Below are 21,461 nucleotides of genomic sequence, written 5' to 3'. Positions count from 1 at the left end.
CCCCGGCGGAAAGAGAGAGTACGGCAGGCCATGGTCGCTCCAGTCTCTACACCAAGCGTCGCGGCTCGCCAGCGTCTGCTGCAGGCGAGGCTCGCGTGACCCCCCAGGTCGAGGCCTTTCTGGAGATGATGGCCGTCGAGCGGGACGCCTCTCCTCACACCCTGTCCGCCTATGCGCGCGACCTTGCCGATGCGGAGGCCAGTCTCGGCAAGGAGGGCCTGATCCGCGCCGATCCCGCCGCCATTGAGTCCTGGTTTGCCAGCCTGTCGGCCCGGGGACTCTCGGCCGCGACAGCCGCGCGTCGGCGGTCGGCGGTCCGCCAGTTCTATCGCTTTGCGCTCGGTGAGGGCTGGCGATCCGACGATCCTTCCCGGCGTCTGGAAGCCCCGAAACAGGGCCGTCCCCTCCCCCGCACCCTGACACGCGACGAGGTCGTTCGCCTGCTGACCGCCTCCGCTGCGCGCGACGGCGCAGCGGGCGTGCGCCTGATTGCGATGGTCGAGCTGGCCTATGCCTCAGGTCTGCGGGTGTCCGAATTGCTCGCGCTTCGGGTCGAGGCCGTGCGTCGCGATCCGGCCTTTCTGATTATCCGCGGCAAGGGCGGCAAGGAACGGCTGGCCCCGCTGAACACCTCGGCCCGCGAGGCGGTGAAGGCGTGGCTTGTGGTCCGCGATGCCGCGCGCCCGGACAAGGTCCCCGACAGCCCCTGGCTGTTTCCGTCCGGTGCCGCTTCCGGCCATCTGACCCCCCGGCGTTTCGCCCAGTTGCTGGACCAGTCCGCCCGCGACGCCGGCATCGACCCCGCCCGGGTCAGCCCCCACGTCCTGCGCCACGCCTTCGCCACCCACCTTCTGGAAGGCGGCGCGGACCTGCGCGTCGTCCAGACCCTGCTGGGCCACACCGACATCGCCACGACCCAGATCTATACCCACGTCGCCACCGATCGCCTGGCCCAGATCGTCACCCGCCACCATCCGCTGGCGAACGACGACTGAACGGCGGCTTGCCCCCTCGCTCCGACCTCTCTAGGTTCCCCCGCCTTGTGACAGGGCTTGTTTGGCCCCTCCTCCCGGACGCCTCATGGCCACCCATTACCTCGAGTTTGAAAAGCCGATCGCCGAACTGGAGTCCAAGATCGACGAGCTTGGCCTGCTCGCGGCCACGTCCGGATCCTTTGAAACCGAGATCGATGGCCTGAAGCGCAAGGCCGACCAGCTGCGGCGCAAGACCTACGCCGCGCTGGATCCGTGGCAGAAGACCCAGGTCGCGCGCCACCCACAGCGTCCGCATTTCGTCGACTATCTCGACGCCCTGTTCACCGACTATGTCGAGCTGCGCGGCGACCGCCAATTTGGCGACGACCAGGCCATTCTTGGCGGGTTGGCACGCTTCCGCGGCCAGGCGGTCGTCGTCATGGGCCATGAGAAGGGTCACGACACCGCCACCCGTCTGACCCACAATTTCGGCATGGCGCGGCCCGAGGGCTATCGCAAGGCCGTCCGCCTGATGGATCTGGCCGACCGGTTCGGCCTGCCCGTCCTGACCTTCGTCGACACAGCGGGTGCCTATCCGGGTCTAGGGGCCGAGGAGCGAGGCCAGGCCGAGGCCATCGCACGCTCCACGGAACGGGGCCTGGTCCTGAACACACCGATGATCGCCACCGTAACCGGCGAAGGCGGTTCAGGCGGGGCCATCGCCCTGGCAGCAGCGAACCGGGTGCTGATTCTCGAGCATTCGATCTATTCGGTGATCTCGCCCGAGGGTGCGGCCGGAATTCTCTGGCGCGATGGGGCCCGCGCGAAGGACGCCGCGATGGCCATGAAGATCACCGGCCCCGATCTGATGGCGATGAAGATCGTCGACCGCGTCATTCCCGAACCCGTTGGCGGGGCCCACGCGGACGCAGACGCCACGATGCGGTCGGTCGGCGACGCCGTCTGGGAGGAACTTCAGGCGCTGCTGCCTCTCTCCCCCGCCCAGCTTCGCAAGCAACGGTCCGACCGCTTCTACGCGATCGGGCGTTCCTGAAGCCGGACGCCGCCCGTCAGTCGCGCGGTGAGCGCTTGCGCGCGAGGATGGCGTCAATCCCCTTGCGAACCTGATGGCGCTGGTCCCGCGCCTCGACCGGCAAGGTCAGCAACAGAGCCATGGTTCGCGCATAGACTGCCGGAACGCGCCAGTCGAAGGGTCGCTCAGGCGATACGTCCCTGACCAGATCGCACAGACCCGCCGCCACCGCGCAGAGGTCGTCGAGATCAAACGGGCTGGCGCAGTCGATGATCGCGGTGGCCGCGCCGTAGATTTCGTCGAGCGTATCGGATGGTTCACCGGGCCCGGGCCGGTCAATGGCCGCGAGGACGGCAATGTGCCGGTCGATGATTGCCAGGGCCGGATCGCGGAGCGGCGCAAGGTTCGTCTCCGCATTCTTCAGGGCCACCGCCACGGTCAAACCGCCCGGCGCATCGATCAGCTGCGACAGGCGAGAGGATTGCTGCTTCATTCTCACGGGTTCCGTCACCGGTCTCTACCGGGCGCTTGTGGAGCCGGAAAACCGTGTGTCCGCGACAACCGCCGGTCAGGCCCCGCGAGCGGCAGGCTTTTCACGCGACGGTCAGGTCCATAGTAGTCATTCGCTTCCAGAAACGGGCGAGCGTCCCGGGCCGCCCAGACGATGCGCTCCAGAAGGGTCAGGGCGCTGAAGGGTTTTACGATCACCAGGCTGGCGCCCGAGTCGCGGGCGCGGGCCAGACCGGACGAGCTCATATGCGCCGCCGTCATGATCACGGGCGCGTATGCATTCGACTGCAGGCCTGATCGGCGCAACCATTTCACCAGTTCGTAGCCACCGCTGCCGGGCAGATCACAGTTGACGAGGATCAGGTCGACCGGCGTCTCGGCGAGGATCGCCTTGGCTTCTTCCGGCTTATGGCACACGAAGCGGCTCCGAATGCCGAACCCGGCCAGGGCGCTCGAGGTCAGTTTGAGGACGAAGGGTGAGTCCTCGACGATCATGGTGACCGCATCGGTCAGGTTGATGGTTGCGCTTTCGCGCAGGGTGCTGCTGAACTGGGTCGACACACATCACCATCATAGCTGGCGCAAGCGCACACGAATCGAGTGTAACCGACTTGATCAGCAGGTGGTATGGTAGCGCTTGCCGCAATCGACGACCGGACCTCGCGTCCCGCTCACGCCTTCAGGGATCCGGCCTCGAGACCTGTCCGTGCCCCGCGCGTCTGCTTGCGCCAAAGGGCGGCGTATTCGCCGCCGACCCGCGCCACCAGCTCATGATGCGCCCCTCGTTCGACGATCCGTCCGGACTTCAGGACCAGGATCTGCTCCGCATCGGCGATGGTCGACAGCCGATGGGCGACGACCAGGGTTGTTCGACCGGCCTTGGCCTTGCGCAGGGTCTTCTGGATCGCCGCTTCCGTGCGGCTGTCGAGTGCGCTCGTCGCCTCGTCCAAGATCAGGATGGAGGGATCGGCCAGCAGGGCCCGGGCGATGCCGACCCGCTGACGCTCGCCACCGGACAGCTTCAGCCCCCGTTCGCCGACCCGGGTCTCCATTCCGTCCGGCAGGCCGCGGATGAAGCCGGCCAGTTCGGCCGCCTCCGCCGCCGCCCAGATCTCATCCTCGGTCGCCTCCGGCCGGGCGAAGGCGATGTTGGTGGCCAGCGTATCATTGAACAGGGCAACGTCCTGGGGCACCAGGGCCACGGCCTGCCGCAGGGAGGCCTGGGTCACGTCGCGGACATCGGCTCCGTCGATGATCACGCGGCCGTTCTGGGCGTCCAGCAGACGCAGGGCCAGTTTGACGATAGTGGATTTGCCGGAGCCCGATGGCCCTACCAGTGCCGTTGTCGTGCCCGGGGCAACGCGGAAGGAGACGTCTTCCAGCCCTCCCGTCCGGGCGTCGTGCCGGAACGAGACGGCCTCGAACGCCAGCGTGCCGCCTTTTCGATCCTGAGGACGCGGCAGCGCTGGTGCGCCGGGCGCATCGGCAACCTGGGGCGTCTGTCGCGTTACCTTCAGCATCTCCTCCATGTCGATGAAAGACTGGCGAATTTCACGATAGGCGAAGCCCAGAATGTTCAGGGGGCCGTACAGCGAAATCAGGATGAGAACCGCCGCCGTTACATCGCCCGGCCCCATCCGTCCGGCCGCCGCCTCGAATCCGGCCATCACCGCCATGACGCCCAGCCCGACATTCATGATCAGGGCCTGGACACCGTTCAGCAGGGCCAGTGAGCTGTTGGCCTTGAGCGCTGCCGCGTTGTAGGCCCCAAGCGCGCGGTCATAACCCGCGGCCGCCCGAGTTTCTGCTCCGAAGGACTTCACCGTCTCATAGTTGATCAGGGCATCGACGACCTGACCGGCAGCCTCTGTATCGGCCGTGTTCATCGTCCGCCGGTGCTCGATCCGCCAGTTCGATATGGCGAAGGTCAGGCCGGTGTAGATGACCACCACCACCACGGCGACTGCGGCGAATCGCCAGTCATAGGCCCCTCCGAGCACCCCGGCCGCAAGGATCAGCTCGAGTCCGGTCGGCACCAGGTTGAAAGCCAGGATCCGGAGCAGGAAGTCGACCGAGCGCGAGCCCCGGTCCACTGTCCGCGACAGCGCGCCGGACCGTTTCGTCTGATGGAAATCCAGCGACAGATGCAGGGCGTGCGCAAAGGTTTCCGTCGCGGCGGCGCGCTGGGCGGCCTGACGCACAGGGGCGAAGATCACGTCGGAAAGCTGGGGGGCCGTGGACGACAGAAACCGCACAATCGCCCAACCCACGGCAAAGCCGGCGAACCCCAGCCCGACCGACACGCCAGCGGGCTGGTCCCGGGCCAAATGATTGACCGCCGCGCCCAGCACCAGAGGGGCCAGCACGCCCAGCGCCTTGCCAAGGATGGTCAGCAGTATTGAACCGAAGAGTCTCAGCCGCAGCTGGGGCGCGCCCGAACGGGCGACCAGCCGCATGAGATCCAGCAGGGCGGGCAGAGTTTTGGGATCCGGCGGCATCTCCGCCACCACCCCCGCACCATGTGCCTTGGCCTCTATGCCCCCACCCCGATGTCCCGATCGTTCACCTCGCGCCATGGCACGGATATGGACTGCGCCGGGCGCGGGTGGAAGGCGTCACCTCAAAGCCCGGCGATCGCCTCCAGCAGTTCGTCCACGACGGCCTCCTGCGTGGCCCAGGAGCAGACGAACCGGACAGAGCCGTCGTCGAAGCGATAGCAGGCCCAGCCCAGATCGTTCAGGCGCGCATGGGCCATGGCCGGCATGCGGACGAACACGGCATTCGCCTCGACCGGATGGGCCAGCGCCCACGGGGACCGTGTCGCGATACCAGTCGCCAGTCGCTGCGCCATCAGGTTGGCGTGGGCCGCTCCGTCCTCCCAGGCCCTGCCCTCCAGCATCCCCAGGAAAGGCCCGGACAGAAAGCGACCCTTTGATGCCGTCTGGCCCGATTGCTTCAGCCGATTGTCGAGGCGCCGGCCGAGCGACTTGTCCAGAAGGACAATCGCCTCCGTGCACAGTCCCCCCGCCTTGGCTCCGCCGAACACCAGGATATCGACTCCCAGCCGGGCGACCTCCTTCAGGTCGAACCCGGCCGCCACCGCATTGGCCAGCCGTGCCCCGTCCATATGCACGCCATACCCCCGGGCCTTCACGGGCTCGATCAGCCGCCGCAGATCTTCAGCCGCATAGACAGTCCCGTACTCGGTCGACTGCGTCACACTCAAGGCAGCCGGGGGCTGGCGATGACCCACTTCCGGTTCAGCCAGAGCCGCCTCAAGCGCCCGCGCGTCGATCCGGCCGGACAGCCCCGGCAGGCCGATCAGGCCGACGCCGTGACCAAAGAAGCCCGGTGCGCCGGTCTCGTCAGTGCAGACATGGGCGGAATGGTGCGCCAGCACCGCCTCGTGCGGCGCGGCCAGCATCGACAAGGCGATCGCATTCGCGGCCGTGCCGGAAAAGACAAAGCGGATGTCGGCGTCGGCATCGAGCCGCTGCCGGATCTGCTCGGCCGCGCGCGCTGTGACGTCGTCGGCACCATAGGCCCGCGCCGGACCAGTATTGGCATCGATCAGCCCTTGGAGGGCTGCCGGAGCCATGCCGGCGGTATTGTCGGAACCGAAATCGTAACGCATCACCCGTCAGGCCTCACTCTGGTCGCTGTCCCGGCTAGGGTCAAAGCCGGCATTGGCGGTTTCCCCTTTCGGGCGTCGGATGCCGATCCCTTCAGCCGTAACCGGAAAGACCAGATCGTCGTCGCCGTAGGGCACTGCCACCTGGTGCGGGAAGGGAATTTCGATGCCCGCGGCGTCCAGAGCCTCCTTGGACGCCTGGAAGACATCCGCGCGCGTCTGCCAGTAATCCTCCGAACGCACCCATGCCGTGAGGGTCACTTCCATGGCGCTGTCGAGCATGTCGGTAACCCCGGCCCACGGGGCGGGGTCCGGAAGAACCGCCTCATGAGCGGCGGCGGCAGCGGTGAGGACCTCGCGTGTCTGGGTCAGGTTGACGCCGTAGCCGACGCCAATCTTCAGCTCCATGCGCCGGGTTTTCTGACCAGAGAGATTCAGGATTACGTCGCCGAACACCTTTGCGTTGGGAGCCATGATCTTCACATTGTTGGCGTCGGCGATCTGGGTGAAAAACAGGTCCAGTCGCTGGACCTTCCCGATATTGCCGTTGATGTTGACCAGATCGCCCACGCGATAGGGACGCAGGATCAGCAACATGACACCGGCGGCGACATTGGAAAGCGTGCCCTGTAACGCCAGTCCGACCGCCAGCGACGCGGCACCGAGAACGGCAATGATCGAGGTGGTTTGAACCCCGAGACGCTGGAGGACGGCGATAAAGCCGATCAGGAAGACCAGCACCCTGACGATCTGAACGGCAAAACTGAGGACCGTCGGGTCGTGCCGGAATCCCCGCACTCGCCCGAGGCCCTTGCGCGTAGCAGAGGAAGCCCATCGGGCGGCGAACACCGTGACCACCAGGGTGATCACCGCTATCGACAGGTTGACGGCGAAATCCCCTGCCATCTGGGTCAAGCGGGTCAGCATCACGGCATCGACCGCCATAGCCTGTTGGCCGGTGGTGATGAGGGTGGTGATCGGGTCGGCGGCAGAAGACATGCGGGCGGTCTAACGCCTTGATCCTGATTTGGAAGCCCCGGCCCCGGTTCAGGTCGTCGCGATCCGCCCTCCCCCGGTCTCGATGGCGTCCAGCAGATCCATCACCTCGGCAAGCGTCGCCGCCTCCCGCGCCGGCTTGTCCCACCGGATCCGGCTGATCCGGGGAAAGCGCATGGCCACGCCGGACTTGTGTCGCGGCGACCGGTTCAACCCCTCGAAGGCAATCTCGAGCACGAGACCGAAGTCCCGCTCGGCCCGCACCGAGCGCACGGGCCCGAACCGGTCCACGGTGTGATCGCGCACAAACTTGTCGAGTTGCTTCAGTTCCTCATCGGTGAAGCCGAAATAGGCCTTGCCCACCGGGGTCAGCGCGCCCTCGGGGGTCCAGACCCCGAAGGTGAAGTCGGAGTAGAAGCTGGACCGCTTCCCGTGCCCCCGCTGGGCATACATCATCACACAGTCGACGGTGTGGGGGTCCCGCTTCCATTTGAACCACGGCCCCTTGGGTCGACCGGCGACATAGGTGCTGTCCCAGCGCTTCAGCATCAGCCCCTCGGCGGCCGCACCCACCGGCGGGTCGGCTCTCAGCACGGCCAGGTCCGGCCAACCCTCATAGGCAACCACGGGCGAAAGATGCAGCCGGTCGCCGGGATGGGCCTTCACCATCGCTTCAAGCCGCGTCCGGCGTTCGCGAAGGGGGACTGTCCTCAGGTCCTCGCCACCCAGGGCAAGAAGGTCATAGGCCACAATGGCCGCCGGATAGGCCGCCATGGTCTTGGCATCGACCGTCTTGCGGTTGAGTCGCTGCTGGAGGTCACCGAACGGCGCGATGTCACCGCCTCGCCAGACCAGTAACTCCCCGTCGATGGCCCCCTCGAAATCGAGCCCGCCCATGACGTCCGGAAATGTCGCCGAGATATCATCACCCGTGCGGGAATACAGACGTTTGACGCCCTGCTCGAAGACCGCCTGGACTCGGATGCCATCCCATTTCCATTCGGCGGCATAGTCTGCGGGATCCAGCTTGTCGAAATCGACGGCCTCGTCGAGGGCGACGGCGAGCATGGCCTGACGGAATCGCCCGGGAGCCTCTGTGTCCGGGCGCGGAGCCCGCCCCTCGACCCACGCGAACAGTTCGGCATAGGGCGGGCGAACGGCGTGCCAGACTTCCACAATGTCCGAGGCCGTCAGGGCATCTAGCGCGAGCTGCGTCTCCCCGCCCTCGGGGTCCGGAGGTGACAGGTGGACGTCCGGGCGGACCATCGCGACGGCCGTGCGGGCCAGTTGCCCGGACATCCCGACGCGAAGCCCCCCGGTCACCAGTTTGAGCAGAGCCCAGCGGCCCTTGGGCGCAAGCGCATCCAGCCAGCTCTCGATCAGCGGCTGGACCTCGTTTCGTTTGGCCGAAGACAGGGCATCGATCACCTCGGCCAGTTCGGGTTCGCGGTTCGGCCGGTGGTCGCGGTTGCCGGGCCAGATCAGCGCCACGGTCTCCGCCAGATCCCCGACGTAGTCATATGACCAGCCGAAGAGAACCGGGTCGACCCGCGTTTCAACGGCGCGGCGGATCATTGCCGGTTTGGCAGCATCGAAACTCAGATCGCCGGTCAGCGCGGCCAGGGCCCACCCGCGGTCGGGATCCGGTGTGACGCGAAGGTAGTCGCGCAACAGCACAAGTTTGGCGTTTCGGGAGCCTGTCAGCGACAGGCGGTCCAGCAGTTCGGCAAAGGCGCGCATTGGACCTCATCTAGGCATGGAGAGTGCCAAACGCGAAAACGCCCCGGAGGTCTCCCTCCGGGGCTCACTCGTGAAGCCTGTCCTGTTCTTAGTTGAACAGGCCGGCGATCACTGCAGTGATCAGGCCCCCGGCGACCGCCGCCACGACCACATCATTGCCGTTTCGGACATAGTGGTGGCCACGGGGCGGAGCGCGCAGGCCGTAGCGGCTGTAGTCGTTGATCACATACCCGCGGCTGTAATGGCTCGGCAGGCGCTGACCGTAGCTCCATTGCTGGTACCGGTAGCCGCGGGGCGCTTGATAGCGCGGGGCCGAATAGCGGCGCTCGGCGCGCTGCCACCTGTCATAGGCCCGGGCCTGCTGGCGATAGTCCTGGCGGTCGTCCCGGCGATCCTGGCGCCAGTCGCGCCGATCATCGCGGTTGTCACGCCTGTCGTCCCGACGGTCCTGGCGCTGTTCCTGGCGGTCGTTTCGATCATAGCGCGACTGCGCATCAGCGGCCGATGCGGTGGCCATGGAGCCGGCGGCGATCAAGGCGGCCAGCGCGGCGGTGGTGAACTTTTTCACGGCAGTGTCTCCCAATGCGTCGGGAACTCCCGACTTGGGCCCACATTGGATGACGGGCCTTGAGCCCGGCCTGAACACCCCGCCTCACTTCCCGTTCAGGCGGCCGCCGAGGTTTCGCCGCTTTCCAGTTCGGCGTGAACTCCGAGGCGACCACCGCGGGCCGTGTGCATCAAGCGGGCGAGTATGGCGAAATCGATCGGCTTGTTCAGGTAGGCGTCAGCACCGGCCTGAAGCCCGGCCTCATGATCCTCATGACGGGCCGAGGCTGACAGCACGGCGATCGGCGTCTCACGATTGGCACCGGCCGAACGGATCATGCGTGTCGCGCTCAATCCGTCCATGACCGGCATATTCACATCCATGATAATCAGGTCAAAGGACTGCCGGGCGGCCATGTCGACCGCGATCTGGCCGTTCTCCGCCGTGGCGGCCTGATGACCGGCAGAGCCCAGCCAGGCCTCCAGAATCATCCGGTTGACCGGGTGATCCTCGACGACGAGAACACGCAGGCTGTCGCCTTCCCCGATTTCTGCGTCAAACGGCTCCGGGACAGCTTCCCCCTGCCATTCGACCACATCCGCCTCGACCGTAAAGGTAAACGTGGAGCCGCGGCCCAGTTCCGACGTCACGGAGATGTCCCCGCCCATGATATGGGCCATGCGGCGGGCAATAGTCAGCCCCAGACCTGTGCCCCCGAACCGGCGGGTGGAGGATGCGTCAGCCTGGGTAAACGGCTGGAACAGTCGTTCCAGGTCCCCCGGCGCGATCCCGGTCCCACTGTCGGTCACAGAGAAGGCAAAGGCCACGCGCCGCTCGTCAATCGGCGTCACTTCGACCCGGTAGTCAATGACGCCGCATTCAGTGAACTTCACCGCATTGGACAGAAGGTTCTGCACCACCTGGCAGACCCGCAGCGGGTCGCCACGCACCGTGGTCGGCATGTTTCCGACAAATGTTGACCGGAACTCAAGGCCGCGGGCCTCGGCCTGGGCGACGAAAGGTCCCGTGATCCGGCGATGCAGGTCATCGATCGACACATCGATGATCTCGAACGTCATCTTGCCGGCCTCGATCTTGGTCATGTCGAGAATGTCGTTCAGCAGGCTCAGGAGGTTGTCACCCGAATTCCGGATAATCGACAGATACTCCCGCTGCGTCGCCTCAAGCCGGGTCGCGCCCAGCAACTGAGCCGCGCCCAGGACGCCGTTCATCGGCGTACGCAACTCATGCGAAATGACCCCGAGGAAATTCGATTTGGCATGATTGGCTGCGTCAGCCTTGTCTCGCGCTGTCTGGAGTTCCTCAATCAGATGCGCCTGATGCTCCTGGAACGCCTTGATCCGCTCCTCCCGCAACAAGGTCATCGTGACCAGGACAAACAGTCCGGCGGCGGTGAAGGGAAGGATCGACAGAAGTGGCCAGAACAGAGGGCCACCCCACAGGCTGCCGAGGATGATCAGGAGAACCAGTGAATAGGGCGAGGAGATAACGATCGCCTGTTTGGGCGAGCTGCGTAGCTGGGAGAAGACCAGCACATAGCCCCCTATCAGCAGGGCAACTGCAAGCGACTGGCCAAAGGGCGTCCCCGAGAACCACGCCATAAACGGTGCCGAGGCCCAGGCGGCAGTGGTAACGGTGGCGACTGCGGGAAACAGCAGGCCCCAGCCGGCGTCCACCCGACCGGCCATCCGCCGTTCAAAGGCTCCACGGACACCGCCGGCCGCCACCGTGCCGCAGAACCAGACCAGTGCAGGAACAAGCCCCACAGTACCGAGGAGGCCGACGGCCCAACTGGCGATGATCAGATAGCGCAAATATTGGGTCTGCAGGATGGCCGTAAGGGCCTGCGCAGCCTCGCCAGCACCGGCGACCTTCGCTGACTGTCCGCCGCCAAGGCTCTTGCCGATGTCCTCGGACCCAACCATGCGTACCCCGGTAATCCTGAAATGCCCGGGTGTGACGCTAGGGCGAACCTTCTAAGACGACGTGAACGCTGGTTTTTGTTCAACCTCCCGCTTCATTCGGGGCAAGGGCCCGTATGGAGAGGGCGTGCACGGGCCCGGCCAGCTCCTCGGCGAGGACGGAATTCACAGCACGCTGGCGTTGCACTCGGCTCAACCCCGCGAAGGCGACTGATTCGAGCGTCAGGTTAAAGTGGCTTTCCCCGCCCGGCTGCGCGTCCATACCGCCTTCATGATGGTGTCCGGCGTGTCGTGCGCTGTCATCCTCCAGCTCCAGCCGTGTCGGCTGGAACGCGGATTGAAGTTTTCCGCGGATAATCGTCGCGATCGGGCCGTCGGACATGCAGCTTTCCTTGATGGTGACCAAATCGACCTTACACTGTGACCAATGCCTGCGTCATTCGAGTACAAACCCCGTTTCAAGGATATGCGGATCAAGCCGCCCCGCCCCGGAGAGGAGGAGGCGAAGGCCGATGTCCTGCGCCTGAAGCCTGGCGAAAAACCGTGCCAGTGGCCGGACTGCACCAAGGCGGCCACCGCGCGGGCTCCGAAGTCGCGCGAACGGCTGAACGATTTCTATGATTTCTGTCAGCCGCACGCCGGTGAGTACAACAAGAGCTGGAACTTCTACGCTGGCATGAGCGAGAGCCAGATCCGCGCGGCCAAGGAAAACGAGGCCATGACGGGCGGCCGCCCGACGTGGGAAATGAAGGCTGGCAAGAACTCGCGTGAAGCCGCCGCCTTCGCCGCCAAGATGGGCACAGCCAATACGGCCGGTGCCGGGAGCTGGCGCGACAGCTTCGGCCTGTTCGGGCGCAAGGGCGATCAGGCACAGCAGAACTCCGACCGAAGACCGGCGCGTCGGCAAGATCGAACGCGGGGCCTTTGCCGATCTCGACCTCGAGCCAGGTGCTTCGAAAGAGAAGATCAAGGCCGCCTATCACGACCTGCTCAAGCGCTGCCATCCGGACCACAACCAGGGCGACCGGGGTGCCGAGGCCAAATTGGTGCGGGTCATCAAGGCCTGGAAAATCCTGAAGAAGGCCGGCATCGCCTGACGAGCCGCCTATCCCGCCGAGGCATGACCGCACAATCGGATTGTGCGCCTGATTAGGGTTGGTGGACCAACCACCCTGATCGTCCTGCTCTCGAATGAACGGGACCGACCGAAGGGATGTCAGTCGTCCCGGTGAACCCGCTCGCGCCGTTCGTGCCGCTCTTGGGCCTCGACCGACAAGGTGGCCGTTGGCCGGGCTTCGAGACGGCCCAGACCGATCGGCTCTCCTGTATCCTCGCAATAGCCGTAGGAGCCGTCCTCGATCCGCCGCAACGCATCCTCGATCTTCGAAATCAGCTTGCGCTGCCGATCCCGCGTCCGAAGCTCGAGCGCGCGGTCGGATTCCGACGACGCACGATCCACCAGATCAGGATGATTCTCGGTCTCGGCCTTCAGGTTGACGACCGTTCCCCTGGACTCCCGCAGGATGTCATCGCGCCAGGCCAGCAGCTTGTGTTTGAAATATGCGAGCTGCCGTTCATTCATGAACGGCTCGTCGTCAGACGGCCTGTAGGAGACCGGTTCTTCCGACGTACTCGAGGCCAATGCGGTCATCGCACTCACACTCATGAACAACGCCCCCCGTGACGCAAGACGGCTATAGGCAGGGGCGAGAGGCGCGGCAACACGCATCGCGCGTCCGTGATCGCCGTTAAGCTCGCTTCAACCGAGTAGCGTGACATTTCTTCATCACCCCACTCCCGTAGCGGGGGATTAAGGCAGAAATTCCGTGCCTTATGGTGCAGTGCGGCGAACATCGGCCTTCGCCAGTTCAACCGCAGCTCGAAGATCGATCTGGTCCAGCAGACTGTTCAGCGCCGGATCGGTATCGTCCTGCCGCTCCTCACGCAAATGGCTGGCGAGCCGATCAAGAGCCCCCTCATCCGCTTCTCCGGACAACAGAGCGATCTTGAGGTCGTCGAGGCGATCCAGAAGCCCCCGCCCCCGACGGACTGCGCGACGCCGCCGCTCTGTTGGATTGTCTACACCCTGCAAGGCCATCAGGGCCGACAGGTCCGAGACCGCTGATGCGCCCGCTGACGCCGCAGGCGCGCTGGCCGGCGCGGCTCCGGTCATCGCGGGCATGGAAAATCCGGCGGCGGAGCGCGCGGGTCTGGATCCAGGCGGGGCCGCCGGTCCGGAGGGGCCGGTGACCTTCATGACGGGATGATCCGGAACATGAGCCACCTTCATCAGCCGACGGTGACTGTTTGGTTAACGCCCCGGCAGGATTTGCCGGGAGGGTTCCGCAGCCACAGCCCTCACCATTGTTTTCGCTTACGAATTCCTGCGGCACGATATTCGCATGATGCTCGGGTGAAACTGGTGAAGAGACCGACCTGTGCAAAAGATTCTCACCGTCCTGCTGACCTGCCTTGCCGGAACCGCGCTGGTAGCCGGTCCGGTTTTGGCCCAATCCCGGATCAAGGACATTGCTGCCGTTGAGGGGGTCCGCACCAATCAGCTGGTCGGCTACGGCCTCGTCGTCGGATTGAACGGCACCGGAGACTCGCTACGAAACTGCCCCTTCACCCGCCAGTCTCTGGAGGGGATGACTGAGCGCCTCGGCGTGAACATTCGTGGTGCCAACGCCAACTCGAAAAATCTCGCCGCCATCATGGTGACAGCCGAACTGCCCCCCTTCGCGACTCCCGGAGCACGGATAGACGTCTCGGTGTCCAGTCTTTGCGATGCCAAGAGCCTTCTGGGAGGCACGCTTCTGGTCACCAGCCTCCAAGGGGCCGATGGCGAAGTGTATGCGGTGGCCCAGGGATCGGTGCAGACCGGCGCGGTCTCGGGCGGCGGGGGCGGAGGGTCCTCGGTGACACGCGGCGTCCCGACAGCAGGACGCATCGCCTCTGGTGCCACGGTGGAGCGCGAGACGGGCTTCAACCTCGACAGCCTCCAGGAAGTCCGTCTGACGCTGCGCAATCCGGACTTCACCACGGCGCAACGCGTGGCGGCAGCGATCAACGCTACCTACCCCGCGACGGCCCTCGCGGAGAACGGATCCGTCGTGGCCCTGCGGGCACCGACCCAGCTCGGCATGGCCGCCTTCATCAGCCGGGTCGAAAATATGCCGGTCGCCGTAGACACACCGGCGCGGGTCATCATCGACGAGGTGAATGGCGTCATCGTCATGGGTGAGAATGTCCGCATCTCCACTGTGGCGATCGCCCAGGGCAACCTGACCATTTCTGTGCAGGAAACCCCCGTGATCAGCCAACCGGCCCCCTTCGGCCAGGGTCAGACGGTGGTCGTTCCCCAGACCGACGTGACGGTAGAGGAAGAACTGGGACGTGAGATTCGCCTGGTGAACGGCGCGACCTCCCTGTCCACCCTGGTGAACGGCCTGAACGCCCTTGGTGTCTCGCCCCGCGACATGATCTCCATTCTTCAGGCCATCAAGGCAGCGGGTGCGCTGCAGGCCGACATCGAGGTGCTGTGATGAATGATCCGGTTCTTCAGGTCGGTGCCGTGACCCCGCGGATCGCCGAAACACCACAGATGAGGGCGACCGCCGAACGGTTCGAAACCTCATTCCTGTCGCAGATGCTGAAGCCGATGTTCGAGGGGCTGGACACCGATGGTCCTTTTGGCGGCGGTGAGGCCGAAGGGACGTGGCGCAGTTTCCTGATCGACGCCATGGCGGAACAGACAGTACGCGCCGGAGGGATCGGCCTCGCGGACACCGTGGTGGCCGAAATGATCCGGATGCAATCCGAACAGACGCAGGAGCTTTCCCGGTGACCCTCGATCCCGTGACCGCCACGGCCCATCTGCGTCGGCTGACCGACCTTACGGCCAGACTGACCGCGCGCCTCGAAGCGGAGACCGCGGCCTACAAGGCTCACCGCGCCCAGGATGTCGCGGCCGGCCTGTCCGAGACCCAGGACATGGCCAACCTGTATCGTCGTGAAACAGCGCAGTTGAAGGCCAATCCGGGCCTGCTTTCGCAAGCCCCCCCCGAGGCGCGAAATGCACTGATCACGGCCACTGAGGCATTCGAGGCTGCGCTGGCGATCCACAGCCGGGCGGTTGAGGCCGCCCGGACCATCTCGGAAGGGCTTGTGCGGGCGATTGCAGGAGAGATCGCCGGAGCCAGGGCCGTCGGTGTCGGATACGGTGCTTCCGGCGCCGCACATGCCGGTGACACGCGCGCTGTGACCCTGAACCGGACCGCCTGAACCGACTGCTCAGTCGGTGGGCACAGGGTAAGGAACCCGGCCAAACCAGCCATCCGCAGCGGAAGCGGCGTGTTAACGATGACTCTGAGGTGAAGCTTAAGGGGTTTCAGGCAGTGTGATCCCATGTCGATCAGCAAGCGTCTTCTGGGACTGGCTTTTGCCTCCGCCGACCTGCTGTTGGAGATCGATCCAGCCGGAAAAATTGTCTTTGCACTGGGGTGCAGCCCGACGGCGGGTGCGGCAGCCGACGCGCTGGTGGGCAACTCCCTCTTTGATCGCGTCGGCAAGGTCAGCGCCGCGGTCATCAGAACCGTTTTGTCAGACCTTGCACCCGGTACCCGCTCCACCGCGATCGAGGTTCTCTTTCTCTCGGACAAGGGCAAGGTGCGCCGGGCGACGAGCCGCCTCTTCGTCATGCCGGATCTGGCCCCGAACGTGTCGATCTCGGTCACATGGGAAGGCCCGCCCTACCCCCTCCATGATCCGGAGGCCCGGCCCGCCCTGACTCCGGCCGCCTTTCTCGATAGGGCCCGCTCCGTCCTGACCACGCCGGGCGCATCGAAGGACCTCGCGGTCGCCTTCGTGGACGTTCTCGGGCTTGAGGCCGCCAAGGGTCTAGGGGAAGCCGGCGAACGGCTGCGCTGGCGCGTTGAAGCCGCATTGCAGGCGGCCTCGATCGATGGGGCCAGTGCGGGGAAGCTGGGCCCGGAGCGCTTCACCCTGCTTCGCAACCGCTCGACGGAGATGGATCTCGAAGGGGAAATGCGCGAGCTCGGCCTCAGTGAGGGGCTCGATCTCGGCATCCGCTCGTCGGAAGTGCTGCTGGATCCGGCCGCGGATCCGCTCCACACCCTGCGGGCCTTGAGGTTCGCCCTCGAAGGCTGCCTGAAGACCGGTGCGCTGGAGGAACCCGAGCGGACGTTCACGGCCGCTCTGGCCCGTACCCTGAAGGAAGCCAGTGCCTTCCGGACGATGGTCCGGCAACGCAGTTTTGAGCTGAACTACCAGCCCATCGTGAATCTGAAGTCCGGCGACGTCCACCATTTCGAAGCGCTGTCGCGCTTTTCGGGTACGCGCGGGCCGGCAGAAACCATCCATATGGCCGAAGAGCTGGCCCTCATTGATGCGTTTGATGTGGCCGTGGCCGAAAAGGCTCTCGCCCGGCTGCGTCGACCGGGCGCAGCATCGTTGACCTTCGCCGTGAATGTTTCGGGTGCCTCCCTTGCAGACGATCGCTATGTCGAGGCGGTCCTGCGTATGACGGCAGGGAATCCGGAAGACCGTCAGCGCCTGATCGTCGAAGTGACGGAGTCGGCCGCCCTGGCCGACGTGGAGGCTGCCAGCCGACGGCTCGGTGCCTTGCGCGCTGCGGGGATAAGGGTCTGCATCGACGACTTTGGCGCAGGCTCGGCCTGCTATGACTATCTGCGCGGGCTTTCAGTCGACACGGTCAAGATTGACGGCCAATTCGTGGACGGGCTGGACAGTGACCCCAAGGCGAGGACCCTGATTACCCACCTCGTCGAACTGTGCGCGTCACTGCAGGTCGATACGATCGCCGAACGTATCGAAACACGCGCCGTGGCGGACCTCCTTCGCGATCTGAAGGTCGATTTTGGTCAAGGCTGGTTGTTCGGAAAGCCTGAAAGCGAGCCTCGGCTGGAGAGCCAGCCGATCAAACCCGCGCGGCGGGTGGGGGCCGTTGTTGGCTGGAGTTGAGCCCAGGGTCGGCGCACGGCCCGCGATCCGGATGCACGCACCGGAGCTATCGGCCATGTTCTTACATTGTTCTTGCTAAATCACCGGGATCAGTGCCCATATAGGCTGGCTGTCCCGGACCTTTGTCCGGTTTTCCCGCTCCCGGACTCCATGACCGAAAAGCACAACTTCATTCGTGTGCGCGGCGCGCGCGAACACAATCTCAAGGGCGTGGACGTCGATATCCCGCGCGAGCAGCTGGTCGTGATGACCGGCCTGTCGGGGTCGGGGAAGTCCTCGCTGGCCTTTGACACCATCTATGCCGAAGGCCAGCGGCGCTACGTCGAGAGCTTGTCTGCCTATGCCCGACAATTCCTGGAGCTGATGGGCAAACCCGACGTCGACCTGATCGAGGGTCTGTCCCCGGCCATTTCCATCGAACAGAAGACGACGTCGAAGAACCCGCGGTCGACCGTCGGGACGGTTACGGAAATCCACGACTATATGCGCCTCCTGTGGGCTCGGGTCGGCGTGCCCTATTCGCCCGCCACCGGCCTGCCGATCGAGAGCCAGACCGTGTCGATGATGGTCGACAAGCTTGTCGCCCTGCCCGAGGGCGAACGCCTGCTGTTGCTGGCCCCGGTGGTGCGGGGCCGCAAGGGGGAGTATCGCAAGGAAATCGCCGAATGGCAGCGCTCGGGCTATCAGCGGCTCAAGATCGACGGCGAGTTCTACGCCATCGAGGACGCCCCCACGCTCGACAAGAAATTCAAGCACGACATCGACATCGTCGTGGACCGGATCGTCACCAAGGCAGGCCTCGAAGCCCGCTATGCGGACTCGATCCAGACCGCCCTCAATCTTGCCGATGGCATCGCCGTGGCGGAATGGGCGAAAACGCCCGAGGGCGAGGAGCCGCGCCGGCTTCTGTTCTCGGAAAAGTTCGCCTGCCCGGTTTCCGGCTTCACCATCTCCGAGATCGAGCCGCGGCTGTTCAGCTTCAACAACCCGTTCGGGGCCTGCCCGGCGTGCGACGGGCTGGGGGTCAAGCTGGCGTTTGATGCCGATCTGGTGATCCCGGACCGGGACAAGGCCCTGCACAAGGGGGCGGTGGCCCCGTGGTCGCGAGGGCCTTCGCCGCTCTACACCCAGACGCTGCAGGCGCTGGCCCGTCACTACGGGTTCTCGATGGACAAGCCGTGGCGCGAACTGCCGGAGCAGGCCCACAAGGTCATCCTCCACGGCACGGGCACCGAAAAGATCAAGTTCGTCTATGACGACAACGCGCGCAAATACGAGGTCTCCAAGCCGTTCGAGGGCGTCATCCCCAACCTTGACCGCCGCTGGCGCGAGACCGACAGCGCCTGGGTCCGCGAGGAACTGGGCCGGTTCCAGTCCGAGACGCCTTGCGAGGTCTGCGGTGGCAAGCGGCTGAGGCCCGAGGCCCTCGCGGTCAAGATCGACGGCGCGGACATCTCCGAGGTCAATTTCCTCTCGATCTCCAAAGCCTTCCTCTGGGTCTCGACGCTCGAGGAACGGCTGACGGACAAGCAGCGCGAGATCGGGCGGAGGATCATCAAGGAGATCAGCGACCGGCTGCGGTTCCTGAATAATGTGGGCCTCGATTATCTCAGCCTGGCCCGATCGTCCGGAACCCTGTCCGGCGGCGAGAGCCAGCGCATTCGTCTGGCCTCCCAGATCGGCTCGGGCCTGACCGGGGTGCTCTACGTCCTGGATGAGCCGTCAATCGGGCTGCATCAGCGCGACAATTCCCGGCTGCTGGAAAGCCTTCGGGGCCTGCGCGACCTCGGCAATTCGGTGCTGGTCGTCGAACACGACGAGGAGGCGATCCTGACGGCCGACTATGTCATCGACATGGGGCCGGCTGCCGGCGTCCACGGCGGCCAGATCTGCGCCGAGGGAACGCCGGCCGAGGTCATGGCCAATCCCAAGTCCCTCACCGGCAAATATCTGACCGGCGAGCGCGAGATCGAACTGCCGCCCGAGGGCCGCCGCCCGGTCGACCGCAAGAAAACGCTGAAGATCAGCGGCGCGACCGGCAACAATCTGAAGAGCGTGACCGGCGAGGTTCCGGTCGGCCTGTTCACCTGCGTCACGGGCGTCTCCGGCGGTGGCAAGTCGACCTTCACGATCGAGACCCTGTACAAGGCCGCCGCGCGCCGGCTGCACAACGCTTCGGACGCCCCGGCCCCGTTCGACCGGATCGAGGGACTCGAGCATTTTGACAAGGTCATCGACATCGACCAGTCGCCGATCGGGCGCACGCCGCGCTCGAACCCGGCGACCTACACCGGGGCCTTTGGCCCGATCCGGGACTGGTACGCGGGCCTGCCGGAGTCGAAAGCGCGTGGCTACGGGCCGGGGCGGTTCAGCTTCAACGTCAAGGGGGGCCGCTGCGAGGCCTGTCAGGGCGACGGGCTGATCAAGATCGAGATGCATTTCCTGCCGGACGTCTACGTCACCTGCGACGTCTGCAAGGGCAAACGGTATAATCGCGAGACGCTGGAAATTGTCTTCAAGGGCAAGAGCATCTCCGACGTTCTGGACATGACGGTCGAGGAGGCCGGGCATTTCTTCAAGGCCGTGCCGCCGATCCGCGACAAGATGCTGACCCTGTCACGCGTGGGCCTGGACTATGTGAAGGTCGGCCAGTCGGCGACGACCCTGTCGGGCGGCGAGGCCCAGCGGGTCAAGCTGTCGAAGGAACTCTCGAAACGGGCCACCGGCAAGACCCTGTACATCCTCGACGAACCGACGACGGGGCTGCATTTCGAGGACACCCGCAAGCTGCTGGAGGTGCTGCAGGAGTTGGTCGAGGCGGGCAACACCATTGTGGTGATTGAGCACAATCTGGATGTCATCAAGGTCGCCGACTACCTGCTGGACTTCGGCCCGGAGGGCGGTGAAGGCGGCGGCGAGATCGTGGCAGTTGGCACGCCCGAGCAGGTCGCAGCCAACCCGGCCAGCTGGACAGGCAGGTATCTCAAGGAGGTCCTTGACCGCCACGAGGCCCGTCGGAAGGCACGGGTCGCCGCGCTGACCAACACCGCGAAGGCCAAGCCGGCGCGAGCGAAGGCGAAGGCCTGACTGCAGAGGGGCAGGTCCCGCTGCAGTCAGCACGGATCACTCGTGCGGTAGCTCCTTGATGTCCCTGTAGGCGGCCGAGAACGGCGCGTACAGGACACTGACGGTCAGGGCGTAGACGCCCGCATTGAGCAGCGCCGTCACGATCATCCAGGGATTGAACGTTCGGTATGCCTCAAACAGCGACGCGGGATCGTCAGACGCGACGCCGGCAAACATGCTCGCGCCGGACATGATGGACAGCGGTGCGATGACAATCAGCGAAAGCAGGCCGATGACCACGGCCATGACCCCGGCCAGGATCGCCATGCCCAGCATCGGCCAGAATCGACCTTTGGTGAGGCCAAACGAGTCGAAGAAGGCCATGCGGCGTTCGGCGACCGTAATCGGCACGGCCAGGCTCCACCGCACCGCCAGCCAGGCCATGAGACAGATCGATGCCAGGATCCCGGCGATGACAAGCAACCCGGCCCAGGACTGACCAATAGCCGCGGCAACCCCGATCAGGAGGCCGACGCCGATGATGCAGCCGATGTAGATGGCGAACAAGGCCAGCAGGACCACCAGTGTCACGACGAACACACGCACCTCGTCCATCGACAGACGCATGTATCCGAAGGCGCAGTCAGAGGGTCGCAGGATCGCGCGCGCGATGGCTGCGGTCAGGACGCTGGTCACGACCAGTTGCAGCGGCATCAGCCAGATGAAACTGGTCATGGCTGCGCCCAGGGTTCCGAGCATGGCCATGACCTGCCCCGGATCGGCTTGGGCATTGTTGCCGGCTGCCTCCATTTCCTCTGACAGGCGGATGAACTCGATCCAGGCGTCCGCATTGAGGACCATCGCAGCCAGGCTCGCCAGACTGAGCACGGCGTAGAGCGCACCCCACCACAACAGCGACAGTGGCTTTCGACGGACAATGCGGAATCCCTCGAAAGCGGCTTCGGTGGCCGAAAATGGCATCGACAATCCTCCTGAACGGATGGGGTTCTAACCTGAA

Annotated in this window: 19 protein-coding genes and 1 pseudogene; 8 read left to right on the top strand and 12 right to left on the bottom strand. The window is 65.2% G+C overall.

What is annotated here, in order from left to right; translation table 11 throughout:
* Window positions 1–95 precede the first annotated feature (95 nt).
* Both SJY26_RS09815 and SJY26_RS09810 read left to right on the top strand, forming a co-directional pair.
* On the top strand, window positions 96–995 hold the full coding sequence (locus SJY26_RS09815) for a tyrosine recombinase (RefSeq protein ID WP_396592873.1): 900 nt from the start codon (window positions 96–98) through the stop codon (window positions 993–995).
* 85 nt (window positions 996–1,080) lie between these two features.
* A complete protein-coding gene (locus tag SJY26_RS09810; protein ID WP_396592872.1) occupies window positions 1,081–2,028 on the top strand; it encodes an acetyl-CoA carboxylase carboxyltransferase subunit alpha in 948 nt (315 codons plus the stop codon).
* Between the two features lie 16 nt (window positions 2,029–2,044).
* Here SJY26_RS09810 and SJY26_RS09805 read toward each other — a convergent pair whose 3' ends face one another.
* The 9 genes from SJY26_RS09805 to SJY26_RS09765 form a co-directional block, all read right to left on the bottom strand.
* Window positions 2,045–2,500, bottom strand: coding sequence for a chemotaxis protein CheE (locus SJY26_RS09805; RefSeq protein ID WP_396592871.1), 456 nt, complete (start codon window positions 2,498–2,500; stop codon window positions 2,045–2,047).
* 14 nt (window positions 2,501–2,514) lie between these two features.
* Window positions 2,515–3,078, bottom strand: a complete 564-nt coding sequence (locus tag SJY26_RS09800; protein WP_396592870.1) for a PleD family two-component system response regulator — start codon at window positions 3,076–3,078, stop codon at window positions 2,515–2,517.
* Between the two features lie 110 nt (window positions 3,079–3,188).
* Window positions 3,189–5,093, bottom strand: a complete 1,905-nt coding sequence (locus SJY26_RS09795) for an ABCB family ABC transporter ATP-binding protein/permease (protein WP_396592869.1) — start codon at window positions 5,091–5,093, stop codon at window positions 3,189–3,191.
* A 44-nt stretch (window positions 5,094–5,137) separates the two neighbouring features.
* Window positions 5,138–6,151, bottom strand: a complete 1,014-nt coding sequence (locus tag SJY26_RS09790; RefSeq protein WP_396592868.1) for a threonine aldolase family protein — start codon at window positions 6,149–6,151, stop codon at window positions 5,138–5,140.
* Between the two features lie 6 nt (window positions 6,152–6,157).
* A complete protein-coding gene (locus SJY26_RS09785; protein ID WP_396592867.1) occupies window positions 6,158–7,147 on the bottom strand; it encodes a mechanosensitive ion channel family protein in 990 nt (329 codons plus the stop codon).
* A 48-nt stretch (window positions 7,148–7,195) separates the two neighbouring features.
* Entirely contained in the window at window positions 7,196–8,884 is a 1,689-nt protein-coding gene (locus SJY26_RS09780) for a cisplatin damage response ATP-dependent DNA ligase (RefSeq protein WP_396592866.1), read from the bottom strand.
* A gap of 88 nt (window positions 8,885–8,972) precedes the next feature.
* Window positions 8,973–9,452, bottom strand: a complete 480-nt coding sequence (locus SJY26_RS09775) for an RcnB family protein (protein ID WP_396592865.1) — start codon at window positions 9,450–9,452, stop codon at window positions 8,973–8,975.
* 95 nt (window positions 9,453–9,547) lie between these two features.
* Window positions 9,548–11,377 (bottom strand): ATP-binding protein, encoded by a 1,830-nt coding sequence (locus tag SJY26_RS09770; RefSeq protein WP_396592864.1) that lies wholly within the window; start codon window positions 11,375–11,377, stop codon window positions 9,548–9,550.
* Window positions 11,378–11,456: 79 nt separating this feature from the next.
* Window positions 11,457–11,756: a BolA family protein gene (locus tag SJY26_RS09765; protein WP_396595735.1), complete on the bottom strand. Its 300-nt coding sequence runs from the start codon at window positions 11,754–11,756 to the stop codon at window positions 11,457–11,459.
* 45 nt (window positions 11,757–11,801) lie between these two features.
* On the opposite strand from SJY26_RS09765, the pseudogene SJY26_RS09760 reads away from it, so the two are divergent.
* Window positions 11,802–12,471 (top strand): annotated as a pseudogene (locus SJY26_RS09760) (J domain-containing protein).
* 119 nt (window positions 12,472–12,590) lie between these two features.
* On the opposite strand, the gene dksA reads toward SJY26_RS09760, so the two are convergent.
* A complete protein-coding gene (gene dksA / locus SJY26_RS09755) occupies window positions 12,591–13,025 on the bottom strand; it encodes an RNA polymerase-binding protein DksA (protein ID WP_396592863.1) in 435 nt (144 codons plus the stop codon).
* A 180-nt stretch (window positions 13,026–13,205) separates the two neighbouring features.
* Window positions 13,206–13,631 carry a flagellar assembly protein FliX gene (locus tag SJY26_RS09750; protein ID WP_396592862.1) on the bottom strand — a complete coding sequence of 142 codons (426 nt, stop codon included), beginning with the start codon at window positions 13,629–13,631 and terminating at the stop codon, window positions 13,206–13,208.
* Window positions 13,632–13,812: 181 nt separating this feature from the next.
* Between SJY26_RS09750 and SJY26_RS09745 the strand changes: the two genes are divergently transcribed.
* The 5 genes from SJY26_RS09745 (at window position 13,813) to uvrA (ending at window position 20,464) form a co-directional block, all read left to right on the top strand.
* The gene (locus tag SJY26_RS09745) at window positions 13,813–14,919 is read left to right on the top strand and encodes a flagellar basal body P-ring protein FlgI (protein WP_396592861.1); all 1,107 of its coding nucleotides are present in this window, start codon (window positions 13,813–13,815) and stop codon (window positions 14,917–14,919) included.
* On the top strand, window positions 14,919–15,221 hold the full coding sequence (locus SJY26_RS09740; RefSeq protein WP_396592860.1) for a rod-binding protein: 303 nt from the start codon (window positions 14,919–14,921) through the stop codon (window positions 15,219–15,221). Before SJY26_RS09745 ends, SJY26_RS09740 begins: the two co-directional genes overlap by 1 nt.
* Complete coding sequence (locus tag SJY26_RS09735; protein ID WP_396592859.1) at window positions 15,218–15,658, top strand: flagellar basal-body protein FlbY; 441 nt, start codon at window positions 15,218–15,220, stop codon at window positions 15,656–15,658. Before SJY26_RS09740 ends, SJY26_RS09735 begins: the two co-directional genes overlap by 4 nt.
* 123 nt (window positions 15,659–15,781) lie before the next feature.
* Complete coding sequence (locus tag SJY26_RS09730; protein WP_396592858.1) at window positions 15,782–17,377, top strand: EAL domain-containing protein; 1,596 nt, start codon at window positions 15,782–15,784, stop codon at window positions 17,375–17,377.
* A gap of 150 nt (window positions 17,378–17,527) precedes the next feature.
* Window positions 17,528–20,464, top strand: coding sequence for an excinuclease ABC subunit UvrA (gene uvrA / locus SJY26_RS09725; protein WP_396592857.1), 2,937 nt, complete (start codon window positions 17,528–17,530; stop codon window positions 20,462–20,464).
* 36 nt (window positions 20,465–20,500) lie between these two features.
* Here the strand turns inward: uvrA and SJY26_RS09720 are convergent, their stop codons facing one another.
* The gene (locus SJY26_RS09720; RefSeq protein WP_396592856.1) at window positions 20,501–21,424 is read right to left on the bottom strand and encodes a hypothetical protein; all 924 of its coding nucleotides are present in this window, start codon (window positions 21,422–21,424) and stop codon (window positions 20,501–20,503) included.
* Window positions 21,425–21,461 lie beyond the last annotated feature (37 nt).

It is taken from the genome of Brevundimonas sp. R86498, assembly GCF_044598075.1.
Taxonomy (GTDB): Bacteria; Pseudomonadota; Alphaproteobacteria; order Caulobacterales; family Caulobacteraceae; genus Brevundimonas.
Note: the sequence above shows the minus strand (reverse complement) of the source record. Positions and strands in the feature narration are given on the sequence as shown.